The 25458-nt window shown below is 49.9% G+C and carries 22 protein-coding genes and 1 tRNA gene; 12 read left to right on the forward strand and 11 right to left on the reverse strand.

The annotated features are described in order from the left end of the window. Positions 1–45: 45 nt before the first annotated feature. Positions 46–594, reverse strand: a complete 549-nt coding sequence (yjgA, locus tag DXV75_RS09740) for a ribosome biogenesis factor YjgA (RefSeq protein ID WP_115593216.1) — start codon at positions 592–594, stop codon at positions 46–48. A gap of 70 nt (positions 595–664) precedes the next feature. Here yjgA and pmbA point away from each other — a divergent pair, with 70 nt between their 5' ends. Next, positions 665–1996, forward strand: a complete 1332-nt coding sequence (gene pmbA, locus DXV75_RS09745; RefSeq protein ID WP_115593217.1) for a metalloprotease PmbA — start codon at positions 665–667, stop codon at positions 1994–1996. A 79-nt stretch (positions 1997–2075) separates the two neighbouring features. On the opposite strand, the gene arcA is transcribed toward pmbA, so the two are convergent. From arcA to DXV75_RS09775, 6 genes are all read right to left on the reverse strand, one after another. Continuing rightward, a complete protein-coding gene (arcA, locus tag DXV75_RS09750) occupies positions 2076–2783 on the reverse strand; it encodes a two-component system response regulator ArcA (protein ID WP_115593218.1) in 708 nt (235 codons plus the stop codon). Between the two features lie 134 nt (positions 2784–2917). Further along, positions 2918–4570 (reverse strand): sensor histidine kinase, encoded by a 1653-nt coding sequence (locus tag DXV75_RS09755; protein ID WP_115593219.1) that lies wholly within the window; start codon positions 4568–4570, stop codon positions 2918–2920. An 81-nt stretch (positions 4571–4651) separates the two neighbouring features. Then, positions 4652–6091 (reverse strand): glycogen synthase GlgA, encoded by a 1440-nt coding sequence (gene glgA / locus DXV75_RS09760; protein ID WP_115593220.1) that lies wholly within the window; start codon positions 6089–6091, stop codon positions 4652–4654. Positions 6092–6259: 168 nt separating this feature from the next. Next, the gene (locus DXV75_RS09765) at positions 6260–7351 is read right to left on the reverse strand and encodes a methyltransferase (protein ID WP_115593221.1); all 1092 of its coding nucleotides are present in this window, start codon (positions 7349–7351) and stop codon (positions 6260–6262) included. After that, positions 7351–8070, reverse strand: coding sequence for a tRNA (guanosine(46)-N7)-methyltransferase TrmB (trmB, locus tag DXV75_RS09770; RefSeq protein WP_115593222.1), 720 nt, complete (start codon positions 8068–8070; stop codon positions 7351–7353). Before trmB ends, DXV75_RS09765 begins: the two co-directional genes overlap by 1 nt. A gap of 98 nt (positions 8071–8168) precedes the next feature. Further along, a complete protein-coding gene (locus DXV75_RS09775) occupies positions 8169–8882 on the reverse strand; it encodes an alpha/beta fold hydrolase (protein ID WP_115593223.1) in 714 nt (237 codons plus the stop codon). 83 nt (positions 8883–8965) lie between these two features. Here DXV75_RS09775 and mutY point away from each other — a divergent pair, with 83 nt between their 5' ends. The 6 genes from mutY to DXV75_RS09805 all read left to right on the forward strand — a co-directional run bounded on the left by mutY (position 8966) and on the right by DXV75_RS09805 (position 12501). Continuing rightward, positions 8966–9994, forward strand: a complete 1029-nt coding sequence (gene mutY, locus DXV75_RS09780; RefSeq protein WP_115593224.1) for an A/G-specific adenine glycosylase — start codon at positions 8966–8968, stop codon at positions 9992–9994. A gap of 30 nt (positions 9995–10024) precedes the next feature. After that, positions 10025–10297 (forward strand): oxidative damage protection protein, encoded by a 273-nt coding sequence (locus tag DXV75_RS09785; protein ID WP_115593225.1) that lies wholly within the window; start codon positions 10025–10027, stop codon positions 10295–10297. A gap of 142 nt (positions 10298–10439) precedes the next feature. After that, positions 10440–10515 (forward strand) — tRNA-Phe (locus DXV75_RS09790). Between the two features lie 440 nt (positions 10516–10955). Beyond that, on the forward strand, positions 10956–11744 hold the full coding sequence (locus DXV75_RS09795; protein ID WP_115593226.1) for a hypothetical protein: 789 nt from the start codon (positions 10956–10958) through the stop codon (positions 11742–11744). A 25-nt stretch (positions 11745–11769) separates the two neighbouring features. Further along, positions 11770–12015, forward strand: a complete 246-nt coding sequence (locus tag DXV75_RS09800; RefSeq protein WP_425451696.1) for a hypothetical protein — start codon at positions 11770–11772, stop codon at positions 12013–12015. A gap of 21 nt (positions 12016–12036) precedes the next feature. Further along, a complete protein-coding gene (locus tag DXV75_RS09805; RefSeq protein WP_115593227.1) occupies positions 12037–12501 on the forward strand; it encodes a DUF3604 domain-containing protein in 465 nt (154 codons plus the stop codon). Between the two features lie 361 nt (positions 12502–12862). Here DXV75_RS09805 and DXV75_RS09810 read toward each other — a convergent pair whose 3' ends face one another. Next, positions 12863–15442 (reverse strand): TonB-dependent siderophore receptor, encoded by a 2580-nt coding sequence (locus DXV75_RS09810; protein ID WP_115593228.1) that lies wholly within the window; start codon positions 15440–15442, stop codon positions 12863–12865. Positions 15443–15857: 415 nt separating this feature from the next. Between DXV75_RS09810 and DXV75_RS09815 the strand changes: the two genes are divergently transcribed. Then, on the forward strand, positions 15858–16226 hold the full coding sequence (locus DXV75_RS09815) for a hypothetical protein (protein ID WP_115593229.1): 369 nt from the start codon (positions 15858–15860) through the stop codon (positions 16224–16226). Between the two features lie 32 nt (positions 16227–16258). Next, positions 16259–17788: a peptidoglycan-binding domain-containing protein gene (locus DXV75_RS09820; protein WP_181898398.1), complete on the forward strand. Its 1530-nt coding sequence runs from the start codon at positions 16259–16261 to the stop codon at positions 17786–17788. Here the strand turns inward: DXV75_RS09820 and DXV75_RS09825 are convergent. From DXV75_RS09825 to DXV75_RS09835, 3 genes are read right to left on the reverse strand one after another with little or no spacing between them, the layout of a single operon-like run. Then, complete coding sequence (locus DXV75_RS09825) at positions 17763–19151, reverse strand: TolC family protein (protein ID WP_245953167.1); 1389 nt, start codon at positions 19149–19151, stop codon at positions 17763–17765. The genes DXV75_RS09820 and DXV75_RS09825 overlap by 26 nt on opposite strands. 50 nt (positions 19152–19201) lie before the next feature. Further along, on the reverse strand, positions 19202–20224 hold the full coding sequence (locus DXV75_RS09830; protein ID WP_115593232.1) for an efflux RND transporter periplasmic adaptor subunit: 1023 nt from the start codon (positions 20222–20224) through the stop codon (positions 19202–19204). Next, complete coding sequence (locus tag DXV75_RS09835; RefSeq protein ID WP_115593233.1) at positions 20221–21891, reverse strand: ABC transporter transmembrane domain-containing protein; 1671 nt, start codon at positions 21889–21891, stop codon at positions 20221–20223. The genes DXV75_RS09830 and DXV75_RS09835 overlap by 4 nt, the downstream gene beginning before the upstream one ends. A gap of 97 nt (positions 21892–21988) precedes the next feature. Here DXV75_RS09835 and DXV75_RS09840 point away from each other — a divergent pair, with 97 nt between their 5' ends. The 3 genes from DXV75_RS09840 (at position 21989) to DXV75_RS09855 (ending at position 25403) form a co-directional block, all read left to right on the forward strand. Further along, positions 21989–22879, forward strand: a complete 891-nt coding sequence (locus tag DXV75_RS09840; RefSeq protein ID WP_147291820.1) for a LysR family transcriptional regulator — start codon at positions 21989–21991, stop codon at positions 22877–22879. 104 nt (positions 22880–22983) lie between these two features. Next, the gene (locus tag DXV75_RS09845; RefSeq protein WP_115593235.1) at positions 22984–24858 is read left to right on the forward strand and encodes a DUF885 domain-containing protein; all 1875 of its coding nucleotides are present in this window, start codon (positions 22984–22986) and stop codon (positions 24856–24858) included. A 308-nt stretch (positions 24859–25166) separates the two neighbouring features. Beyond that, positions 25167–25403, forward strand: a complete 237-nt coding sequence (locus DXV75_RS09855; protein ID WP_147291821.1) for a hypothetical protein — start codon at positions 25167–25169, stop codon at positions 25401–25403. The last annotated feature ends 55 nt before the right edge of the window (positions 25404–25458 follow it).

Consider the following 25458-nt stretch of genomic DNA (forward strand, 5'->3'; position numbering starts at 1 on the left):
AAGTATCAGGCTGGTCACCCAGTAATTCTTATCAATCCAGTCTGTTTAAGGCTGGATTATTTCCTTCAGGTACTGAAAAAGCTCTCTGAACGCTTTGGGCGGGGCACTTTTCTCACGTTCTTTTTTCACCTGGCGGTGAAACTGACGCAGTTTTTGGCGATCGAGTTCAGGGTATTGTTCAATCAGCGTTTGAATGGCTGAATCCCCTTTCTGAATAACTGCCTCGCGGGCTTTTTCCAACTCATGGAAGGCTGCATTGGCTGCCTGGTGCTGGTGAGTCAGGCTGGCTAATGCCTGTTCAATCTCATCGGTTTCACGCTGGCGCATCAGCTTGCCGATAAACTGCAACTGGCGTCTGTAGCCATCTTTTTTACGGTTGATGTTTCTCGCAAGGTTTACCGCATCAGCCAGTTCGTCATCCATTGGGATGGTCGCCAGGTGCGCGGCAGAGAGGTTTACCAACTCTTCGCCGAGTTTTTGCAGCCGTTCAGACTGACGTTTCAGCTCAGTTTTACTGAGCGGTTCGTCATAGTCGTAGCCGGCCTCTTCTTCAAAAAAAGATTCTTGTTCAGAATGGTGTTTATGGTCACTCATTTGCTACTCATAAGTGTTACACTTCGATTACCGTAATTGTGACATACAGACGTAAATAGCGAAACTTACTATGCAGATTGAGCAGCAAATAGCAGAAATCCAGAACATTGTTGATGATGTGCTAAAAATGGCCCTCAGCAAGGGGGCAACCCAGGCTGAAGCCAGTATGTCCAAAGTCCAGGGTATTGCTGTTTCGTCCCGCATGCGTGAGGTAGAAAACGTTGAGTTCACTAATGACGGTGGTCTTGGAATCAGCGTTTACGTTGGCAAGCACAAGGGGAGTGCATCAACGGCGGACTTGAGCCCGCAGGCGCTGGCCCTGACGGTGGAAAAAGCCGTTGATATTGCCCGATATACCAGTGAAGACCCCTGTACCGGACTGGCCGACAAGGAACTGATTGCCACCGAGTTTCCCGATTTGGATCTCTATCATCCCGAAAGCCTGGATACGGAAAAAGCAATACAGATAGCCATTGAGGCGGAATCTGCCGCGCTTGAGTTCGACCCGCGTATCGTTAATACCGACGGGGCCTCGTACAACGCCAATCTTGGCATGCGGGTTTACGGAAATACCCATGGCATCAATGCCGGATACCCCAGCAGTCGGTACAGCCTGAGCTGTATGGTAATTGGCGCCGAAGGCGAGGACATGCAGCGTGATTACGCTTATACCGTCAGCCGCAGAGCCAATGAGTTGCGCCCGGCACATGAAATAGGGCAGGAAGCGGCAAGGGAGACTGTATCGCGTTTGGGGGCCCGTAAGCTTAAAACAGCCAATATCCCCGTTTTGCTGCACAAAGACATCGCCAGTGGTTTATTTGGTCACTACGTTGGTGCGATAAGTGGTGGCAGCCTGTATCGCCGCTCCAGTTTTTTACTCGACAAGCTGGGCCAGCAGATATTTCCTGAGTGGCTGACCATAGAAGAGCGCCCGCATCTTAAGCAGGGGCTGGCGTCCAGTAATTTCGACCATGAAGGGGTGGCTACCCACGACAGGACCATTGTCGAAAATGGTTTGCTGGCTACCTATCTGTATACAACCTATTCGGCACGTAAGCTTAATACCAAATCGACTGGCCACGCCGGAGGCATTCACAACTGGCTGGTGGGTGATACCGGAGACTCTGATCAGGCTATGCTAAACAAGCTGGGTACCGGGTTACTGGTAACCGAGCTGATGGGGCAGGGCGTAAATGGCGTGACCGGTGATTATTCCCGAGGGGCGGCAGGATTCTGGGTAGAAAACGGTGTTATTCAGTATCCGGTGCATGAAGTGACGATTGCCGGAAATCTGTTGGATATGTTTGCCAATATTCAGGCCGTCGGAGCTAACCGTGATACCCGGGGCAGTATTCAGACTGGCTCAGTGTTACTGGATAATATGCGCATTGCAGGCAGCTAGGCTGCACTAAAGGCAGTAATAAAAAACAACGCAGCCAGAAGGCTGCGTTTTAATTTAGATTGCTTCGGTTTTTAGTAACTTAGCTGTCTACGCTTCCGCAGAAACGATAACCTTCACCGTGAATGGTTACGATCAACTCTGCATCATTCGGCTCAGATTCAAAGTGTTTACGAATACGGCGAATGGTAACGTCTACGGTACGGTCATTCGGGCGCAACTCGCGTCCGGTCATTTCCATGATCAGCTGTTCACGGGTCAGAATCTTGCCCGGGTTACTTAGGAACAGATGCAACGCTCTGAATTCACTGCGTGGTAAACGGAATTCTTTATTGCTTGGAGAAATCAGTGAACGGCTGTCACCGTCCAGAGTCCAGCCGTTAAAGCTTACACGGCTAGGCAAATCATCATCTTCAGCGGCGCTGGTGGTGCGGGCCAGTAGGTTACGCGCACGAATGGTAAGTTCACGCGGGTTGAACGGTTTGGTCAGATAGTCGTCAGCGCCAATTTCCAGACCCAAAATACGATCAACATCGTTGTCGCGGCCGGTCAGGAAAATCAGACCAACGTTTTTGCGATCACGAACTTCCCGTGCCAGGATCAAACCGTTCTTGCCGGGCAGGTTAATGTCCATAATCACCAGGTTAATGGTGTGATTAGCAAAAAAATCATGCATTTGTTCGCCATTCTCGGCTTCAAATACGCTATATCCTTCTGCCTCGAATAAGCTTTTTAACGTGGTACGGGTGACCACTTCGTCTTCTACTATTAATATATTTGGCGTCTGCATGGTGTTTCACACTCTTGTTACAATCGAAAAAGCAATCTACTGGTTAAATTTTAATGTTCGTAACCTTGTTTGCAAGTTATTATCCAATAACTTTGCTTCTACGGTATAAGGGTTTATATCCAAAATACAAGGATTTAGTGATTTAATTTTAATTGCGCCCTGTTTTCAGTAGACGCAACCGGGAAGACAATCACAAACTCTACCCCATTTCCTTCCTCACTGGTCAGCGCAATTGTGCCGTTCAGTGCCTGCGTAACCAGGTTATACACCAGGTGCATTCCCAGTCCGGAGCCTCCCTGCCCGCGTTTGGTGGTTACAAACGGATCAAACACCCGCTTGCGAATATGGTTCGGTATTCCACGGCCGTTGTCCCGATAAACCAGCTTTAGCTTGTCTGACGGCAACAGTTCGGCGGTGATGTTGATCTCCCCGTTTTCCATGCCTTCAAAACCGTGCAAAATCGAATTCATAATCAGATTTATGAGGATCTGATTGATTGGGCCCGCTTTGGTATTAACTGTCAGGGTAGGGTCACAATCAACATGGATGGTGTGCGGAAGTTTTTTAAGCCGGGGCCTCAGTGACAATAATATTTCGTTTACCAGTTGAGCGAAACAAAAAGAACGGCTGCTTTCACTGGTCTGATCTACCGCTACCTGTTTGAAGCTGGAAATTAACTCCGCAGCGCGGTTAAGGTTTCGGTAGATTATATTCAGGTTCTCCTGACTTTCGGTCAGAAACTTGCGCATGGTGCTGGCTTTGAGGGTTTTGCTTTCAAACTCCTTTTCAATATCCACCAAGCGGTCGAGCATCATGGTAGAAGCGGTTACCCCTAGTCCAATCGGGGTGTTAACTTCGTGGGCCACCCCAGCAACCATGTCTCCCAAGGAGGCCATTTTTTCATTTTGTACAATTTGGCGCTGAAACTGATGAAGTTTCTCAAGCGTCTGAATCAGCTCCTGGTTGGCGTCCTTGAGCGCCAAAGTGCGCTGGTTGACCATATCTTCCAGGCTGGCATTGAGCTTTCGGTGCCTTTCTTCCGCAATCTGCTGTTTCTGCATGTACTCCTGAATGCGAGACAGCATGACATTGATGGCTTCGGATAAAATACTGAACTCGCGGATATTCGGTGACTGGGAGCGGGCCGAGTAATCCCGGTGCCTTGATGTACGGCGCAAGAATTCGGAAAGGTGCTCAATCGGGTCTGTGATAATGCGTTTGAGGCGCAGAGCGAGCAAAAAACTCACAACCATCATTATGAACATCACCGACAAATTCAGCAGGATCGACTGCCCTACCAGCTGGTTGAAACTGTCTGCTGAAGCCCGAAGGTAAACGTAGCCAACCCGGTTTTTATTGTCGTCAGTAACTTCCCGGGCGATCTCAATGACCGCATCGCTGATTTTGGGACTGAGGTAATTTAGAAGCTGTGTGGATTTGCTTTCTACCTGAGGGTGCCCCTCACGCTGATACCTCGTAAACAGCGCAAGCTCTCCAAATTCCGGATTGCGGCGATATATATGCACATTCAAAACTATCGGGGCTGCGGAGAGGCTTTTTAATCGTTTGTCGGCCGAATCCCTGTCTCCGTCAATCAGATAACCTGCTGCATTAAAGCTGATCAGTTCAGCCAGCATCTCGACCTGGGCCGTCAATTCTTCACGATAGGTTTTAATTTGGGTATACATCGACAGACTGGAAGATATTACCAGTGTGATGGTGGCAATAGCCATTACCACCCACAGGAATAAACTCCTTATTGAGAGCCTTACTGTCGAGTCTGTCATCGTATCTTTATAGCTTCGTTCAAAAAACGCACATCTTGCCTTATAGTGGCTTAATCGGCCACAAAAGGAAAGCGCGTACTACTATGCCCGGTACTCTCCTGACATCGACTGATACAAGGTTGCATAGGAATCTGCTGCTGCCTGCCATGTAAATCTTGTGGCCATTCCACGCAACTGCATTTCCCTGAAAGCAACCGGGTGTTCATAGTAGAACAGCAGCGCACGGCGAATGCAGGACAAAAGCGCCGAGGAACTGGGCGCAGAAAATACAAAGCCGGTCGCACCATTTGCGTCGTCCTTGAGGTCAATTACGGTGTCTTTCAGGCCTCCGACAGCACGAACAATTGGAATGGTTCCATAGGCCAGGCTGTACATCTGGTTCAGTCCGCACGGCTCAAACTGGGATGGCATCAAAAAGAAATCCGCACCGGCTTCTACCAGATGTGCGTGTTCGGTACTGAACCCATTGATAAAGGCAAACTGAGCGGGGTGACTTTGGGCGAACTCGCCCAAATCCATGCATACTTTTGGGTCGCCGGTTCCTACGATCACAATTTGCAGGTTGTGTGACATCAGGTCATCGAGAATGGGAATAAGATAGCCGAAGCCCTTTTGTTCTGTCAGGCGACACACCATACCAATCAGTGGAACGTCGGCATTTTGTGGAAGGCCACTTTTTTCCTGCAGAGTGAGCTTGCAGGTTTTTTTTGCAAGCAGGTTATCGGCACTGTAGTTCTCCGGCAGATATGGGTCAGTCGCCGGGTCCCACTGGCTGTAGTCACAACCGTTCAGAATACCAGACATATCACTTCGCCGGGAAACCAGACGGTCATGCAGGCCATGGCTGCCCAGGTCTGTGAGTAACTCCTGCGCATAGTTGGGGCTGACGGTGGTAACCTTATGGGCGAACTCAATGCCGCTCTGCAGCATGTTGATGTAGCCGCCATGAACCTGAGATAAAATTCCGGGGTGGTGCCGCAGAAACGGAATGTCTTCGAGCTTGTTCACGCCCTGAAACGCCGCATTGTGGATGGTGAAAACAGTTTTACTGTCAGAGAAAAAACCTGAGCGATCGTAGGCCATCAGGTAAGGCAGCATGGCAGTGTGCCAGTCGTGGCAGTGGATCACATCCGGCTGCCAGCTGATTGCCTGCAGAGCACTGAGTACCGCACCGCAGAAAAAGCTGAAGCGTTCACCATTGTCTTTGTACGCCTCATAAGCATTGCTATACAAGCCATCGCGGTCGAAATATTCAGGGTAATCTACAAAATATACCTGTATTCCATGCCAGTGAAGTTCTTTTAGACGATAGTGATAAACCTGGCTTTCGGCGAACAGGGTTTGCGGAGGGCAGGCGTCGGCGAGTTGGTATTCGCGGGCAATGGCCTGATAGTAGGGTAATACAATGACTACCTCATGACCCATTTCAGACAGGGCTAAAGGCAAAGCTTTTCCCACGTCCGCGAGGCCACCGGTTTTTACCAAATCCTCGACTTCAGATATAGCAAAGACAATTTTCACAACATCACCTCGATTGTTGGTGCCACCCCTGGCTGAAACGAATGTTCATTGCGATCATTCAGCAACGAGGACAAAATTCCTTTTCAGCTCAGGCGAGTTGCTGGTCAACTAGCATGGAAGTATCCCAAATAAATGAACTCTACGGTAGCACAGCGGGAGATTGTCGCGCTATCCACTTATGGCTAAATAAATGGAAAACTTTGAATTTTGTGCAACGGTACGGACCTGGGGAAAACTTTCCTGCAATAATCCGGGATAAGGCAAAAACCGGTTGGCGACCATAGTCAGAGTGCCGGAACCTTTCAGCAGCCTGCGTGCGTCGCTGATAAATCGCTTGGTAATGCTGTAATCCGTTTTAATACCGGTGTGGAAAGGCGGGTTGGTAACAATGTGGTTGAACTTTTCGTCCACGCCATGAAGCCCATTGGCGGCAATCAGGGTGGCCGCCTGGTTGTTTTCAGACAGGGTTCTGGCGGCGCTGTAAAGGGCCGGGGCACTCACGTCAGACATGACCATGCCCAGGTGTGGGTATTGTTTGAGCAGATAACTGCCTACTACTCCTGAGCCGCAGGCGAAATCGAGAACGGTTCCGCTTAAATTAGCTGCCACTTTCTGCAGCAACAATTCGGTACCATCGTCCAGTTGGGTGTGGCTGAATACTCCGGGTAGGGAGGCTACATGCCATGAGACATCAAGCGTTTCGTATTCCCTGTACTCAAGCCATTTCTCGGGATCAAACAGGCCGGCAGGCTGTTCCACGCTGGTGGTAAGCAGGCTGCAATGCCTTGCTGAATCAACCTTGATGGTGGTGCCATAGTGATTGGACAGCTTGGCCGCGCTTTTTATGCCGCCTTTGTTTTCACCAACCAAATGAATATTTCCACCGGGTTTTACGCAACTGGCCGCCATTTGAAGAAGCATTTGCAGGTGTGCTTTGGCCTTGGGTAAATAAATAAGTACGTCTGTGTAACGCCCTTGAGTCAGGCTGAATGGGCTAAAGGTGTGCAGATGATTGCCAACTTGCTGCTCTACAGAGAAACCCTGCGGGGAGTTGCTGATGTCCCGGCTGTCCAGGGTAATGGAAGGGACTACCCGTACGCTCTCACTGAACACGTCGAAATACTGATGCAGCACGTGCAGCTCACGATGGCTGAGTAAGTCGGTAAAGTAGGCGTCCGCCGGGTTTACCAGCAGCCATTCACCCATTTCAAACATTTCAAGATTGCGTTCCAGCAGTTGGCTCTGGGGGCTCAGCATCATTATTCAGTACGCTCGTAGATAAGGTCCCAAACTCCGTGGCCGAGTTTCTGGCCCCGTACTTCAAATTTGGTAATTGGGCGATAATCCGGCCGGGGCACATAGTTGCCCTGTTCGGCTGTATTTTTAAAGCCAGGCGCTGAATTCATGATTTCTGCCATATGTTCGGCGTAGTTTTCCCAGTCGGTTGCCATGTGAAAATGGCCACCCATTTTTAGTTTGACGCGCACCATCTCAGCAAATTCGGGTTGCACAATCCGGCGCTTGTGGTGGCGTTTTTTATGCCATGGGTCGGGAAAATACAATTGCACCCGGTCCAGGCTGCTGTCGGGGATCATTTTTTTGAACACTTCAACGGCATCGTATTCCATGGCGCGAAGGTTGGTCAGGCCCAACTCGCCAGCCAGAGACAAACAGGCACCTACGCCGGGGCGGTGTACTTCAATACCAATAAAGTTTTTGTCGGGGGCGTTGCTGGCCATTTCGACCAGCGACTTACCCATCCCAAAGCCTATTTCCAGTACGGTGGGGGCCTCGCGCTGGAATACCTCAGAAAACTTCAGCATGGAGTCGTCAAATTCGATGCCCATGGTGGGCCAGAACTGCTCCAGTGCCCGGGCCTGTCCTTTGGTTAACCGGCCTTCCCGCTTCACAAAGCTTTTCACTTTGCTGATGTAAACGCCAGCTGCTTCGGCTTCTGCCTGATTTTTAAATTGCCCCATTGCGATGCCCAAATTAGCGGATTTTTGACTGGAGCGGCATTATCCAGCCTGATGAATCGATTGCAATGTTTTAGATGAAAATTGCCTCAATTACCACCTCATTTGCAGGGGGGGTAGGGTTTAAATCCCGCCAGCAGGGCCTGGGTTGTTTCAGCAGGGCGCTCAAGTATGACCATATGGCCACTACCAAGGATCACCGTCAGAGTAGCCGAAGGCAGAGTAGCTGCCATGGACTGCATACCCGCTAACGGTGTAACCTGATCCTGCTCTGCCGCAACGACATGAATGGGAAAGGGTGATTTTGCCAGCCCTGCAAGAGTGCTGCTTCTTGGCGTTGTGGCCTGGGTATGGGCCAGTAACGTGCTCGCGCCCAAATCTGATCCCATGGCTCGAACTGTATCGGCAACCTGTGAATTCAGAAAGTCCAGGTGAATAAAACGTTCGAGGTAGTTCGGGTTATCCGGCTTAAACTGCCCTTTGCGCAGAGAACCGATTAATTGCTTGCGGCGCATTTCTTCTGCATGTTCGAAACCGTTTGCGTTGTATCCCACTAACGTCAGAGAGGCTATACGCTTGGGGTTCGCACAGGCATACAAGCTGGCGATATAGCCACCCATAGAAAAACCAACCAGATGGACTTTCTCATCATTCATGATTCTGTCGGCGGTCAGGGTCAGCATTTCTTCTTTGCTGGAAGCCCACTGCAATGGCACGTAGCGGCGCTGCGCCAAAGAAAGCTGACGCCATACAGGTAACCAGACTCGTTCGTCACAAAGGGTGCCGGGAAGAAAAACGACAGGTTGTTCGATCACTTAAAACCTCAGTTTGGGTGGTTAAACCGAATGCATGGTATCATACGCGCCCTTTGATATTAGCATTTGGATGGTGCGGCAGTATGGCTGACACTTTCGCCACCCGGGTACTGGCGTGGTTTGATAAAAATGGGCGTAAACATCTGCCGTGGCAACAAAACATTAGCGCCTACGGAGTTTGGGTTTCGGAAATTATGTTGCAGCAAACCCAGGTGACGACGGTCATTCCGTATTATCAGCGTTTCATGCAGCGTTTCCCGGCCATAGATAGCCTCGCAAGTGCCCCCCAGGATGAAGTGCTTCATTTGTGGACGGGGCTGGGCTACTACGCCAGGGCAAGGAATCTGCACAAAGCCGCACAGCAGATTGTGCAACAGTATGGTGGGCAGTTTCCGCAGACGCTTGAAGAGGTTATGGCGCTGCCGGGTATTGGTCGTTCTACGGCTGGTGCCATTTTGTCGCTGGCTTGTCAGCAACAGCACCCGATTCTGGATGGTAACGTTAAGCGTGTGCTTGCCCGTTATTACGCCATTGATGGTTGGCCAGGACAAAAAGCCGTTGAAAACCAGTTGTGGAATTTGGCAGGGAAAAACACGCCTGCCAAGCGCTGTAACCATTATACCCAGGCGATGATGGACCTGGGTGCCATGGTGTGCACCCGTAGCAAGCCAGATTGCGACATGTGCCCATTGCAAGCAGATTGTCTGGCTTACGCCCAGGGCCGACAAAGTGAATTTCCGGGCAAAAAACCAAAAGCCCAAAAGCCGCAAAAGTCGGCTACCATGCTGGTGTGGCTGTATCAGCGCCAGGTGTATATGGAACAGCGCCCTGCCAGTGGCATCTGGGGCGGTTTGTTTGGTTTCCCTGAAACAGAGCAAAGTGCGAATTTGATTGGGGCACAAGAGTGGCAAACTGAGGCATTGCCCGAATTCAGGCATACCTTCAGCCACTTTCATTTAGACATAACGCCACAAATCCGGCTACTCTCTGCTCCGCCAGGGAATGTAATTCAGGGAGGTTCAGGACGCTGGTTTGATATAGACGATGCCATAGAAGTTGGGCTTGCTGCACCAACCCAAAAGATAATTAATCAACTTAAACATATGCTGTAAGCAACCAGCTTGACGCAGAGGACCTTAAACATGAGCCGAAACGTGTACTGCCAACATCTCAAACAGGATGCCGAAGGGTTGGATTTCCAGCTTTACCCCGGGGAATTGGGCAAACGTATTTTTGACAACATTTCCAAACAGGCCTGGGCTGAATGGCAAAAGAAGCAAACCATGCTTATCAACGAACACAAGCTGAATATGATGGACCCGGCGGCGCGCAAATTCCTCGAAGAAAAAATGGAAGCTTATTTGTTTGAAGGTGTAGAACCTACCATAGAAGGCTATGTTCCGCCGAAAAAATAACCATTAAACACCAAATTGTGCAAACAACGTGCAAACGAAAAAAATTCCGCTAAAAACGGTTGACTTGCGAAGCGGAAATACGTTTAATACGCACCCACGACGCGACAGGCTTTAAAAGAAAAGCCCAAGCGCAAACAGTTTCGCCCAGATAGCTCAGTTGGTAGAGCAGCGGATTGAAAATCCGCGTGTCGGTGGTTCGATCCCGCCTCTGGGCACCATTCCTAGAAGCCTCGCAGTATTGCGGGGCTTTTTTGATCTTGAAATGTGAAAACACTACCGCCCGTGTCGGTGTTGTTGCTCAGCGCGTTACGATCCCGCATCTGGGCACCTTTCCTCTTGGCGTCTCACCGAATCGTCATTAATAAATAAAAAACTTTGCATGAAATGTTGAGTTGCTGTCTTTCTTTTTGGACATCTATTTCACTACGAATTCATCATTTACAAGACAAATCATCAGCGTAACAAAATCAAACAGTTTGATTGCTGCTGCGGTGAGTTGTGAAGGTCATTTAAGTGCGAATCTTGCGTGCACTTCCAATAATCATTCGCTGAAAAAAGGAACAGCGTGACATTTGCAGCTGTATTGTATATTTTGGATACTTAAAATTGGAACATATTAAGGTTCTGAAATTTGTTGCTGATGTTTAAGGATAGACACATGACAATAAAACCAGTTGCTCCAGGCATATTGGAGCCTTCATTATCAGCGTCCACTGATGCTGCAATGCAATATAATGAAGTCACTATAAGCGCTTTTCCAAAGAGAATCTTAAAATTTAGCCTGATCATCATTGGCCTTTTGTTCTCGTTTCATATTACGGCTCTTGTGATGAAATTTGGCTTCGGCGCTGTTACCGGTTATGGGTTTATTACGCTTTTTGACCTGAACAAAGAAGCCAATATACCTACCTATTTCTCATCCTTTCTGATGGCATCTTGTGCAGTATTCATGGTCTTATTGTGTCATGCTCACAAGTCTCTGGCGACACCCTGGCATCGTCACTGGGCATTTCTTGGATTGGTTTTTATATCGATGTCCATAGATGAAATTTCCCAGATACACGAAAAAAGCATCGAACCATTAAAGCACTTTTTTGGCATTCAGCCAGGTGATTATTTAACTAATGCCTGGGTAATACTGGCATTTATTTTTCTACCCGTCATGGCGCTGTTGTATTTTCGGTTTCTGATGGCAATGGAGCGTCGTTCGGCAATTTTATTTATCACCTCAGGTGCGGTATACATTTCTGGCGTCGCGGGTGTGGAAATGGTGTCCGGTGTCATGAAAGGTTTATACAGCACGCAATCGCTTGCCTTTGCCATCTCCACCACTGTCGAAGAAACATTAGAGTTACTAGGCCTGGCCTTGTTCTCTTTTGCCTTAACGGATTATGCTGCTCGACAGAAATTCATCTGGCGGCTCGGCATGGGTGAACACACACGTTAATTTGCTACTTTGCCATGCCAGAAGCATGATCTGGGCACAGCGACTCAAGCGGGTCTTTAACATCGACATCACACTGTGTGAAAGCTGCACCAAACACAGTGTGAAGATCATTGCCTGCATTAGTGAACCTGTAGTTATCAAGAAGATCTTCGATCACCTCGATAAGATTGCCTCACCAATTACCTCACCATTGCCATCACTTCGCGCACCGCGGATGGATACCTTTGACGATAGCCAAACGATCCAGCGAGATTTCGACTGGGGAGCCTGAAACATTTAATGTCAGCCGACAATGTCGCAATTTGTATGGCACAGGCACAACTGCACCCTGAATCGCAAGGGAGTACCTATGGGAGGGGATTTGTACCAACCGGCAGATAAAGCTGCACTCGGCTTTTTAACATCGGTGATGAAGGATCCGGACGGTGCGAACTTGGATAGGGTGCAAGTGGTTAAAGGCTGGTTGAATGATGCCGGAGTTTCTGAGGAGAAAATTTTTGATGTGGCGTTATCCGACGGCAGAACTGGCGGCAGCGTTAAAGTTGGTAACACCGTTGACCTTACCACCGGAAAATACACCAATACTATTGGCTTTCCCCAGTTAAGCGTATTTTGGGCCGACCCCGAATTTAATCCTTCGCAAAATGCGTTCTATTACGTTCGGGCACTGGAAATCCCAACCTCCAGATACTCATTGCTGGACGCCATTGAGCTGGGTATCGATGTGGAGCAAACGGGGCGCCCTGCAACAATATAGGTGAGGATATATAGCTCTCCTATCTGGTACAACGCCGCTAAAAATTAGCCTAATAAAAATGGTTGGAGGTGTTTTTCCTTTGCGCTCATTTGTGTCTTGGCAATCATTACCCATGAAAATTTGGGCTATGTCAGCGTATTATAACCAGACCGCTCGTGCCCCGGCCTGTCCTAACGCTCTGTCACAGGCGTGGAAGTATTATGCGAAGTGCGATGAGTAAAAAAAGCCGCGCAAGAGCGCGGCTTTGAGTTGTCGTTGTATAAACACAGGCGGAGAACACAATTGTTTATTCAACGGTTGCTGCTTCTCAACAGCGCTCAATCTGAAACGGGGCCAGACTGAACGCCAGTCATGGGAAGACTTAAAATGTGTAGGATGCTGTCAGTGAGAAGGTGCGCCCCTCCGAGGGTTTAACTATCACCGAGTCAAACAGGTCTGCCGAGGTGTAGTATTCTTCATCCAGCAGGTTGTTGAGTTTAAGCATGACGGACATCGGGCCGTAGGCATACCCTACGGAACCGTTCCAGACCGAATAGCTAGGCAGCATCACGGTTTTCAATACATCGGTATAGGTTGAGTCTACCCAGGTAACGCCTACGCTGGCTGACAGCTCACCGCTGGCAATAGGCTGAGCCCAGTTAGCGTAAACGCTGGCAATGTTGTCCGGCAAACCACCACGCTCAAGTTCCACACCCTGTCCGACAAATGCTGAACGGGAGCCGGCAATACGTCCTCCGTACACTTCCCAGGGCTCAAGGCCGTTTTGTTCGGCAAATTCTGCGCCGTTGATAACGGCCAGTGCACCGTCACTCACTTCGGTGGTGTCTGTGTGGGTTGCGGTGGCTAGAATGGAGAGGTTGTCGGTCAGCAGTGCTCTGAGTTCAAATTCATAGCCGTCACCAAATACTGCAACCAGCGCATTGGTCTGGCCATCGCGGAAGGTTTTGTCCTGGTCGTAATAGGAAACCGCAGCATAAAGCTTTCCGTCGTACAGATTGGCTTTGATACCGATTTCGCTGAGGTTGGACTCCTGCAGATATTCGCTGTTGTCGATGGTATCCGGAATGATGCCACCCAACTGGTTCGTGCTTAAAGAGTTGGAAACCGCATGGGTTACGTAAGGAACAATGCCATCAAAATCATAGGAAACGCTGATGTTGTAGCTGAACGCATCGTCGCTGCCACTGTGTACACCGTCACCCTGGGGTTGGCCAAAGTAGCTTACCCAGGTGTTTTCTGAAGCTACGTCGAAGTAGTCATAGCGGGCGCCGAGCAATACGCTGAGGTCGCCAAATGCCACATCGGTAAGGAAGAACACACCGGTGTTTTTAGCTGTCGATTTGTGTCGCTCGTTGAAGTTACGTTCAAGAGTTCCGTCTATCCCGGTAGGGTTACCGTCTTCATCATAAAGGATGGTGGCATACTGGTAGGGGTCAAACACGGCTGGTGAAATCCGGTCATTGGGGGTTGGCCCAACGGTCAGATCACGAAAGTCGAACGTCTCATCAAACCATGAGGCGTTGTTATAGAGGTCTTCGTAACGATAGTTTACGCCCACAATGCTCTCAGCGCTTACGCTGTCGAGCTCAGTGGTAAACGTCAGGCTGCTGCGCAGTTCGTACAGGTACGCATCGGGGTAGAACGCTGTGAAGCCCCAGCTTTGGTATTTTGTATGGTCCATGTAATCGTAAAAGGCTTCGTTTTTCCAAACCACACCGCTTTCAAATTCATGGGTGACATCAAAGTACACAGTGACCGCAGTGGTGTCTGCGTAGTCTTCCTCATCAATGAAGGTGGTACGGTGATCCAGGTGTGCTTCACCAACGTTAGTCAGCGCAAACGGGTTGTTCAGGCTGCGATCAGCCAGAAAGTTGCCGAATCCGCCCGGGCAGGAAATTTCAAAGCCATTATAAACAGCGTTACCTTCACCTGGTGCAGCAGCGCCACAGAAGCTCCCCGTATTGGAAAACGCATTGTTCAAAAAGCCGGGAGCGAAAGGCGCGACAAATGCCGATTCCTGTGGAAGCAGGGTATTGGCGCCCAAGGTATTGGTTGAGTTTAGGTTCTGTGGTGCGCCGGTGATGTAGGTGCCGTGATCAATAAGATCCTGGGTAACCCGGTTCCAGCCAGGTACCTGAATGCTGTCAGATTTTTGAAACTGGACACCAAACTCAATGGTGGTACGGTCGCTCCAGTCAATGTCTACCGCAGCCTGGAACAATTCACTGCTGGGTTCATAGCCGTGGAAGTAAGAGTCAGAATCTTCGGCTTCGGCAAAAAAGTTGATACCACCATAGCGCTTGCCCAGCTGAAACGGGATTGCGAGGCTGCCGGATACGATTTGCTGGTCATAGGAACCAAAGGTGGCGGTTACATCGCCGGTTACCGAGTCAATGTATTTGCTGCCGTCTACCTTGGCCGATTTGGGGATGTAATTCAGCTGGCCGCCGACACTTCCGCTGCCGTACAGGGGAGATACAGGTCCGCGCATGATTTCAAGTTTTTCAGCACCACGAATAATGGTGTTGAAGGCTCCTGGGTTAGCGATTCGGCGGAAGCCGCGGAAGTAGTTGTCTGCCGCTTCGCCACGTATGTCCATGGCCCCCTTGATTCCAAAAAAGGAACTTGTGAATGCACCGGGAGTAAGGCGAACCAGATCATCCACGCTGCGCAGGGCGAATTTCTCAACCAGGTCTTCACTCACTTCCGTGATTGAGCGCGGGGTTTCATAAAGGCTGCGGTCGAGGCCGAATGCGCTGCCACTGTCTTCCGTGGGCATAATGCCGTAACTGTCAACGCGCTTTCCGGTTACGCTGATAACTTCAGTCTGAGGTTCGGTTTGTTCGGCTTCCTGTGCCAGAGCATGATTTGCCATGATAGTGGAAACCGCCAGTGTGACCGCAGCGGTGACCCGGTTGAGTTTGCATTCCAAGTTCTTCATTGTGTGTTTCCAGTTGGTAATGTGCTGTAGTTAATTTGTGCAATTCACTACAGAGCAGCTTTGATGCCAAAAAGCTGACCATTTGGTCTGTTTATTTTTGCAAGTGACTGGAAAATAGATAATTTTGCAATTTTCATTGCAAAAGCCTATTAAATTCAGTTGGTTGTGTGATTTTTGTACTCTATCTGTTTCATAGCATACCGGTTTCATAAATCTTAATGTTGCTGAAATGTAAAGATTTTGCGGCAAAAATCAGGGAAAGTGTCGGGATGTTGGTTGTTTCTTGCACCAAAATAAATCGGTAGTGCTCCGTTACTGTGAATCGAAAGCTGCACAACCGGCGCGCTCCGGCGGTAGCATTTTGTTGAATTTATGCCAGTCTAGTAATTCACCTCTTGTAAAAAGGAGTGCACGTATGGCTGGCGAAACCAAGGCGCAGGGTTGGGAAGGCATTAAGGATTCCTTGCAAAACGCGGTGGGGGACCTGGCGACACTTTCGGTCGAAACCTATACCGGAGAGCTCAGTGTTGCGGTTAACAGTGACAACAAGTCATTAAAGTGGAGCGACCTGCTTAGCCTGACCCAGAGTGAGGACGCTACCATTAAAGGCAAGCTAAAACTGGTATTGGCGACCCAGGTCAACATTGATGGCGATGCGAAAAATTTTATTGCCTCCAGTGGGGTGACCGAAGCATTGATTGAGGCGCACTCTGCGGCGGTCAGGAACGGCTCAGAATTCAGGGCGAAGATCATCGGGTTAGCCGTCGGTAAATTAACCTCATAACTTCGGCAGAAATGCACAAGGCAGGAGGCAGCATGGAAGTTACTGATCTTGGCAAACAGCCTTCGGGGTTTGATCAGCTCACTGCTTTTGATGAGTTAGTTGCTCAGCTGGAACCGCAGCAAAAGGTTGTGGTGATCCCCGAAAACCAGGATCGATTTGAAGCTCTGGCACACGACCGTGCATTGTTCACCAATCTCTGGGATCGCCTTTACCGGCTTGGGTATCTTCGCAGAAGTGCGCCTTCTGCAGGAACAGGAAAGCCGGGTATAAAGCGGCGGCAGCAAGCAAGGCGTAAAAATAGCCGGGAACTGAAACAGGCGCTGAAGGTGTTTCAGAGTGAAGCGGACATTCATAATGACGGCTGGTTGGGCATGCAAACCTGGAATGCATTGCAGCAACTGTATACGTTTGAAGAGCCGACGCATCTGGCCGAGTGGCTGGTGCCACGGCGAACAGCTGCGCTCAACAGGAGTATAGAGTTGCGTCTGCGGGTTTTTGGTGTGGTGTCTGATGAACGTAATTCGGTCAGAACCCACGGAAGAAACCGCAAGTCTGGTGTGATGGTATGGCAGGCGTTTCTCAGTGCTTTAGTGCGTATGCCTGCGACAGGGCAGAATGCTGTGGCGCTAACCTACCTGTACGACCTTGACAAGCTCACTCCTTTACTGAGTGCGCAGTTCGATATGCTGACAAGCCCGGATTTTATCCGCGCCCATCCATTTGTCGAAGACCTGCTCTACAATCTGCTGACCATTGAGTTATGGCTGTACGGATTTTCCGGTGTAAAACCCGGTGCCCACCAATCTAGGCTGCCGCTGGATGATCCCAGGCATAACGCATTGGCAAAGGCCGTTGCTGAATTGTGTGAATCGGAGCAGTTGGGCAGTGATTCCGGGCAATCAAACCTGCAAATTATCCGCCGTTGCCTGGCGTATTTTGCGCTTAACGAGATAAATGGCGAGGAGCGCGATTCGGGCGCCGAGGCCGTCGTTCAGGCTATTGAGGATATGTCGGCTGACCGTCAGCATGCGCATATGTTATCCACCGAAATCAAGCGTGAATCTTGGGGCAGCTGGCTGTTTGATGGCCTGAAGCGTTCTTTTCGATGGCTGATTCGGCAGCTTAAGAAGGGAGTGGACTGGATACAGGAAAAAATCCGCTCGCTGGCGACCGCGGTCAAGAAGATGTCGGTGCATGTCTTAAGCTTTTATCGCCGCATGGTGAGGGTGCTCTCAGACGGCTTGTCTGTATTTACACAACGTGTATTTAGTGGCTCAACCTTGGACGTTGCTATTTGTCGTGACTGTGATTTTGATTTTAAGGTGTTTGTTTCCTCATCTGCTGGCACGCAGGAGGTCTCGGCGTTTCTCTTACGCTTCAATACGCTTTGGCGGCGCGTCCATCAGTTGCTGGATTTGTGTCTGCTGTTGATTAATATTATTCAGTACGCCGTTTTGCTTGCTTCTGCAAACGTTGTCGGGCTGCCTTACATCATCGCAAGATTTTATAAGTTCACGCGTTCGCCGCGATACCAATTCATAACTGAGGCGTTCGTTGAATAATGACCTCATTACCCCAGGTTTGCGTAGCTGCTGTACTCACTACGAACTCGTGATCCAGTGATGCCTGAATTTTCAAAATGCGCAGTTGTTGTCGGTAGATATTGAACTCTGCGCGAATGGACTTGAGCTTTGCTTTGAACGCATCGACTTCCCGGCTGTTTAGCATAAAAAAGTCACTGGCACCCAGTTCAAACTGGCGTTGCTCCTGGAGCAACAAGCGGTTGTTCAGGCTTACCTGCTGGTGGTTCATCTCGAAGAGTCGGGTGGCGTAATTCAGGTTTACCCTGGCTTCTTCAAGTTGTGTGGTAATGGCTTGTTTCAGCGCATCCAGTTCCGCGTTAAGTTGCTGCAGTTCAAGTTGTACCTTCGACTTTTCTGCCTTTGCCTGATTGCGTTGAAGGGGCAGAGAAAAATACAGCCCAATTTTGGTTTCAGCCTGTTCCAAAGGTGCAGGCCCGGCGCCGAAATCTTTGGCGATAGCCGCTTCCAAATCCAGTTTGGGAAGCAGTTTGGTGTCAGCCAGGCGCAGCTTTTGCTGATAAACGCTCAGTTCCAATAGCTTGGTGGCAACGGCCGGGTGAGTATTGATGTCCTTCCTTGTTTGTTCTGCCAGTGCGAAAAGCGTCTGCCATCCTCTGCTTTGTTCGGTAAATAGACTGCTCTGGGATTGATAGAAGTTCCCCTTCCACCCACCCATAAAGTAGCTGAGTTTCTGAAGGCTGGTCTGGACTTTGCCTTCCGCTTCGAGCAGGGAGAGTTCCCGCTCCAACAGGCGCGTTGCAAATTCGGTCAGGGCGAGGTCAGCTAGATCTCCGGAATCTACCCTTTGCTGAATCGCGTTTTGTTGCGCTCTTGTGGTTTCAACCAGTTGTTGTGCGGCAGCCTGGTAGTTTTTTGCCTCGGCCCAGTTGAGGTAGGCCTGTATGGCTTCAAAGTAAAATTCACTTTGTGCAATTCTCACTTGTTGCCGCCATTTTTGAGTGTCTACGCTGGCCTGGCGAATGCCGAATCGGTTGTCATCAATGTCACGGTTTTGCAGAAGTGACAAACGTACGCCCACAGACGCTTCACCACCCGATAAGGTTTGATTTTCCTGCTCATACACCGGAAAGTCCTGATCGGAAATCCGGTACTCGGTAAAGAACTGGGCATTAAATGTTTCTATGGGCTGAACATAGCGCTGGCGGGCATAAATCCCGTCATAATAGCCGCTCAGACGTGCAGCACTTTTGTGGATCAGCGTACTATCATAAGCCCCTTCAGCTTTTTGCAGGCTGGCCTCATACTGCCCCCCGCGAGCAGCCATAGCACGCAATTCCGGGTGCCCCTGAGAGACTGCCGACAGATATTCGGCCAGCGACATGGCTGCGCTACCAAAGGGAAGTAGAAGTAGGAATATTAAAAGTGACTGTTTCACTGTGGCTCACGATTTGTCGTTTGAAGCGGTGGAAAATTGTTGAGCTGACGCCATAATTCGTAGCCCAATTGTACTTCCTCCAGCAGGATCCAGGCCCGAACCCGGCTGCCAAGTCGGGCGCTGTCATGCTCAGGCCAGGGATCGGCGCTCGGGTCAGGAGATACCCAAACGGTAAACTCGCCGTTTTGATCGGCTACCGGCTCCACAAACGTGACAATACCTGCAAAGGTTCCCACTGAAATGCCAGGCCAGCCGCTGAACTGAAATGCTGGCCAGCCTTCGAATTGAATTCTGACTGCCCGGCCTTTGCTCACCAGTGCTGCGTCCAGACCGTTTACCTTTATGCTTACCTGGCGTTCAATATTGTCCGGCACAAACGAACCAAGTTGCTCTCCCGCTTTGATGTAGGTAGCCGCGCCAATGGAGCGAAGGCGCACAACCGTACCATCCATGGGAGCGACTTTGGTTCGGGTTTCCTGGCGTGCAAGGGTCATTCGGATGCTGTTTAGATCCTCCTCCGTTTTTGCCAGTTCTGCTTTCAGTTTTTCCAGCTCAATCTCAACTTGTTCAACCGCTTTGGGTGAAACCAGGCCCTCCAGCAACAAAGTCTGTTGCCGCGAGAGGTTTGACTGGGCATTTTTTACCGCCTGTTGATTAGCGACAAAGCGCTGGGTTGCGGCTGCCTGCTGCGAGCGAATTTTTTCCAGCCTGTCTGCGTCCACGTCAACGAGTGTGACAATGGGTTGGCCCTGTCGGACTCTTTCCCCTTCACTTACATGCCACTGCTCAATTTGACCATCCAGCAGAGCTGAGATGGGCTGAATACGCAGTAGCGGGTTCAGTGAGTTTACACTGCCAGTGCCATAGGCGGTTTGCACCCACGGAGTGAGGGTCAGAAGCGCAACTGCTGCAAGCACAAAGGTGATGATAATCCAAATAGCTATTCGGTGGATGCTCGGCAAAGACAATTGGTTGAGCGTTTTCATTGCAGCCATAAAGTCAGCACGTGCCAGGCTCATCGTTTTGCCTCCTCGCGGGTGTTTTCAGCCTGGCCGGTGCCAACCTGTATGTCTATGGTCTGCGAAAAGCTGGTGGAGTTGGGGGCGTTGGTAAAGTACAACACAGTGCAGTCCAATTGTTCGAGAATGCGCAATAAAGCTTCACGCCGAGCGCTGGGAATGGCATCAAAATGCTGGTTGAGAATTATGATTCTCGGTGTGTTGAGCATGACCACGGCCAGTTTCAGCAGGATCAGTTCCAACGGTTGCAGTGGTGAACCGGCAGCCGACAGAGGGGTCTGCATTTTGAGCGGTAATTTATTAATGCCCTCCAGTAACCCAACGTTTTCGAGTGCTGAGTTGATTTGGCTGCTTGTAGCGCAAGGTGCCGACAGCTGAATAAATTCGGCAATGGTGCATTCCACGATCAACGACCGGTCGAGTATGGAAACCGCCTGCCTGAGTTCATAGGTATCCAGATCTGTGAGCTCATGATCGCCCATATTTATCCAGCCTGATTCCGGTAGGCTATAGCGCTTTAGCAAATTTACAATGTGTTTTTGTACCCAGTTGGAGTGAGTGACGATAAAGCACTTTGCCCTGTCAGGCAGGCTAAAGTGCAGCTCGCACTTCTCACTGTTATGGCTCAGCGTTACATGGTGAAAGGTCAGAGACGCACTTAGAGGGCTCGGTTTGCTTGAGTGCTCGAGAGATTCCTGGGGCATATTGAATATGCCGCCAAGTTTGTCTGCACTGCCGTACAGTTCGTAATAGAGTTTTAGGTAATGGCTGAAACGGGCAATGCCAAAAAATACAGCCGACATAATCAGCTCCGCGGCAACAAGTTGTCCAATTGAGAGCTGGCCGGCGATAACCAGCCATCCACCCAGGCCCAGTAAAGCAGCGCTTGCTGAAGCATAAAGCACCAGAAACATAATCACCTGGCGAAATGTGAATGAGAAATGCCGGGAGTGAGCGCGAACATATTCATTCACGCAGTGCTCCGTCTTTTTGCCTACGTACTCGAATTGGGTGGCTGATTTTACAAAGGTATGGGCTGAGGCCAGATTGTTCAGCCATTTAGCTGTGGTGTATTTAGATTCTGACAGGATGACCGCAGTTTCTTTTGCTCGAGTGGACCAGATCTTCCAGATCAGATACATGGCGAACAGTACACACAGGTTAAACGCCAGTAAAAACGGGTGGTAAAAGGCTACCAGGGTAAAACCTACCAGCATTTGAAGTACCAGCGCGATACCGTCAACCATCAGGCTGGGGATATTTTTCTGCAACGTCATTATGTCGAAGTAGCGGTGCGTGATACTGGTATTCTTGCGCCCTTCGAAATAGCTGTGCGGGGCAAGCACTGTGCGAAGGCTCAACTCCGCCACCAGGCGGGCGTATACGCGTCGCTCGTAATACTCCATCACCCGCATTCTCAGGGCACTGAAGCACCCGGAGAGCAACAGCGTGCAAAACAGCACGACAGCCAAAACGGTAACGGCCCGGGAGGAGGCAATATTGACGATGGTGTTGATCAGAGTTTGTACGGCGATAGGTACAGCCAGTGTCAGCAGTCCAATGGCGACACTGTAGGCAATCACTACCCAAAAGAAATCTCGCTCTGGTGCTAACAAAGAGACAAGTAATTTTCGGGTCTTTTCGAGGTCTATTGTTTTCTCGGCCATAATCAAGAAATTTTTGCGGGGTTAGTTCGTAATATACGGCCTGTTATGTTAAAAGTTAAGTTGATAATAATTGAGTTTGATTCAGTTTAAATTTGATATGAGCCATCTTAACTACCATCATCTCAAGTACTTTTACTTAACCGCCAAGCACGGCACCATCATTGAGGCCAGTAAACTTTTGCACGTTACGCCGCAAACGGTGAGCAGCCAGATTGCCGCATTGGAAACCCAACTGCAAAAGAAGGTCTTTGAGAGACAGGGGAAACGACTGAAACTGAATGCCGTTGGGGAAACGGTTTTTCATTATGCGAAAAGCATATTTGCCACCGGAGATGATCTGCTGCTGGCGGTAGCCGCCATGGAACAGGCTAAGAAGCAAACGTTTGTTATTGGTTCGACTGATGCAGTGCCTAAGATGTTGGTATATAAGCTTTTCTCCCCAATGATAGAAGATGTTTCAAATGCCCATTTTGTGTTCAGGGAGGGCGGATTCGATGTTTTGCTCACAGAGTTGGCATTGGGGCGGGTAGATTTGATCCTGGCAGACAAAGCGGTAATGGCCGGAGCTAAGGTAAAGGCCCGCAGTATTCTGTTAGGGGAGTCTTCATTGGGCTTTTTTGCCTCTCCCCAGCGTGTTACGCAAATTCGCAGTGACTTTCCCCGCTCTCTAAACAATGTGCCAATGTTACTGCCCGGCGACCGCAACTCATTAAGGCCGTTGCTGATGGAGTGGTTGCAGGAACACAATGTGGTGCCCAATGTAATAGCTGAGTTCGATGACAGCGCAACACTCAAACTGTTCGGTCTGCATGACAGCGGCATATTTTGCGCACCCTTATGCATTCGCGATGAACTGGAACAACAGTATAACGTTGCACTAGTGAAACAGATTGATCTGCAGGAAAGCTTTTATGTGACAACAACCGGAAACCAGGACAAGTCGGCCATGGATAAGCTGAAGCGTCTGGCCGCTGCTATTTTAGGCTAAATCGGGCAGAAATATGGTTTTTGTCTCTCTTCAGTTTGTTGTTACGTGACAATCCGTCAGAATTCTGAACAATATCGTCGAACCTAACGAGTGGAAGAAATGCAATGAAAATAACCACAATCGCATTGACGGTGGGGCTAACCGGCATCCTAATGGCATGCAGCCAGCCACAAACATCGGCAGCGTATTCTGCACAGTTGTCATCAGTCTCCGAATCAGCAGGTAAGCAGGCTTTGAAGGAGAAGGAACAGTACCATACCCAGATCTTTTTAAAGCAGCAGCCAACCCTTGCTACCATGCTGGCCCTTTCCGCAGAGCAGGCCGGTGGCAGCTACAACGATCGGTTGCCCGATTACCGTGTTGCCGGTATGCAGGCAATGCAAACGGCAATGGCGGCCGCGGCTGCGGAACTGCGCAGTATCGATACCGATGAGCTGGGCGCGCCGCAGCGTTACCACCAACAGATTCTGGCTAATATTTTTGAGTATTTTACCGGAGATACGAATTTTCCGGCCGGGTACATCGATACCTGGGGCGGGCATCTGCCTTATATCATCAATCAAATCTCCGGCCCGCTTATTGACGTGCCCAAACTGATGCAGGTGCAGCAATCCGTGGCGAGCCCGGATGAAGCACAAGCGTACCTGACCCGACTGGGTAAGATGGATGAATTTGTTCAGGGCGTGCTCGGTAAGTATCGGGCTGATATGCAAAAGGGCATCATTTTGCCGAAAAATTTGCACCCTAAAACCCTGGCGTTTTTCGATGCATTTTTGGCTGCCCCAGCGCAGGAGCACGAACTGGTGCGCAGTTTCGCTGAGAAGTTAACTCAGATGGACGGTTTGTCCTCCGATGAACAGCAAGCTTTGACTGCTCGCGCAGCTTCGCTGGTGGAAGACGTGGTGTACCCGGCTTACCAACAGGCTCGTCAACTGATGGTTGAAAGTGCGAAAATCGCCAGGGACGAGGACGGCATCTGGTCCCAACCTGGCGGCGATGAGTTCTATCAGCACGAAATTCGCTTTTTGGGTGATTCCTCTCTCACTGCCGATCAGATTCACCAGATTGGGCTGGATGAAGTGGCGCGTATTTCTGCAGAAATGGACACCATCCTCAAAGCCAACGGCCTTGAAAATGGTTCTGTCGGTGAGCGTATGATGGAGTTGGCTACTTTGCCAGGCCAGGTTTTCGAAGAAAGTGATGCGGGCCGCCAGGCACTGATTCAGTACCTGAACCAAGAGATCAGTGCCATCATGGCTCGCGCTCCCCAGTTCTATGGCACTCTGCCTGAGCAGGCGGTTGAGGTCAGACGCATTCCGCCCGTATCGGAAGCAGGTGAAGCCGGAGGCTTTTACTCGCCGCCGTCACTGGACGGCAAGCGCCCAGGCATATACTGGATAAACTTGCGGGACATGGCAGCTGTTCCTAAGTATGGCCTGAAAACGCTCACCTACCACGAGGCTGTACCCGGACATCACTTCCAAATTGCACTGAATATGGCGCAGGACATTGGTCTGATGCGCCAGAATGCGCCTTACAATGCGTATGTTGAAGGCTGGGCGCTGTACTCCGAATATGTGGCAAGTACGATGATGGGCATGTACCAGGATGATCCGCTGGGTGATCTGGGGCGTTTGCAGGCTGAACTGTATCGTGCCGTGCGTCTGGTTGTGGATACCGGGCTGCATCGTAAAAAGTGGACTCGCCAGCAGGCCATCGATTATTTTCACGCGACCACAGGTACGTCCCTTTCTGATGTGGTTCCAGAGGTAGAGCGCTATATGGCCTGGCCCGGTCAGGCGCTGGGATACAAGCTGGGTATGCTGATGTTTGTAGAGCTGCAAAAGCAGGCTGAGCAGGCTCTGGGTGATAAATTCGACCTGCGTGAATTTCACGACCTGATCCTGTTGTCGGGCGCAAGACCGATGGCCATGGTCAAGCAGGACGTTGAAAACTGGATCAAACAACAAAAATTATAATGGTCTGAGCACTCCTTCCGGAATGAGGGAGGAGTGTTACCGAACGAGTGCCTTTATCTAAAGAGTAAAGGCACTTACCTTTCTTTAGGTTCATACGAACCGCGCTGAAATCCGCATAACAAAACAGGTCACATTACCTAAATTCATTAAAAATCATTCTTAGGTATGGTTTTTCAACCCCAACACTTTGGGATCTGCTGCTATATTTTTGAACAACGACTTGCCATTGTTCTTCGTTTTGCTCAGGAACCGGGCCGCCATTGGCAAGATAGGATGATAATAATTTAGTGGTATATTGAGAGGTACCTATGAGAACTCGTGTAATTCCTTTGTTGGTGTTGTCCATGATGGCCCCTTCACTTATGGCCGCTGACTTTCAGCCTAGCCAGGGTGCATGTAAAGGCGTAGATAAAGAAATTGAGCGTGTGACTAGAGAGATGGAAGAAACCACTTCCAACATCAAAGGTGAATGGCTTAAGCGTCAAAAGCGCGCGCTGGAAACCAAAAAGTCGTCCTGCTCAGACAACGGCTATACTGTCGACTGATTTGTTTGCCAAAACAAGTAAGCGCCAGGCTCCGGGTCGATTCGGCCCGGAGCCT

It is taken from the genome of Alteromonas aestuariivivens, assembly GCF_003367475.1.
GTDB classification, from domain to species: domain Bacteria; phylum Pseudomonadota; class Gammaproteobacteria; order Enterobacterales; family Alteromonadaceae; genus Alteromonas; species Alteromonas aestuariivivens.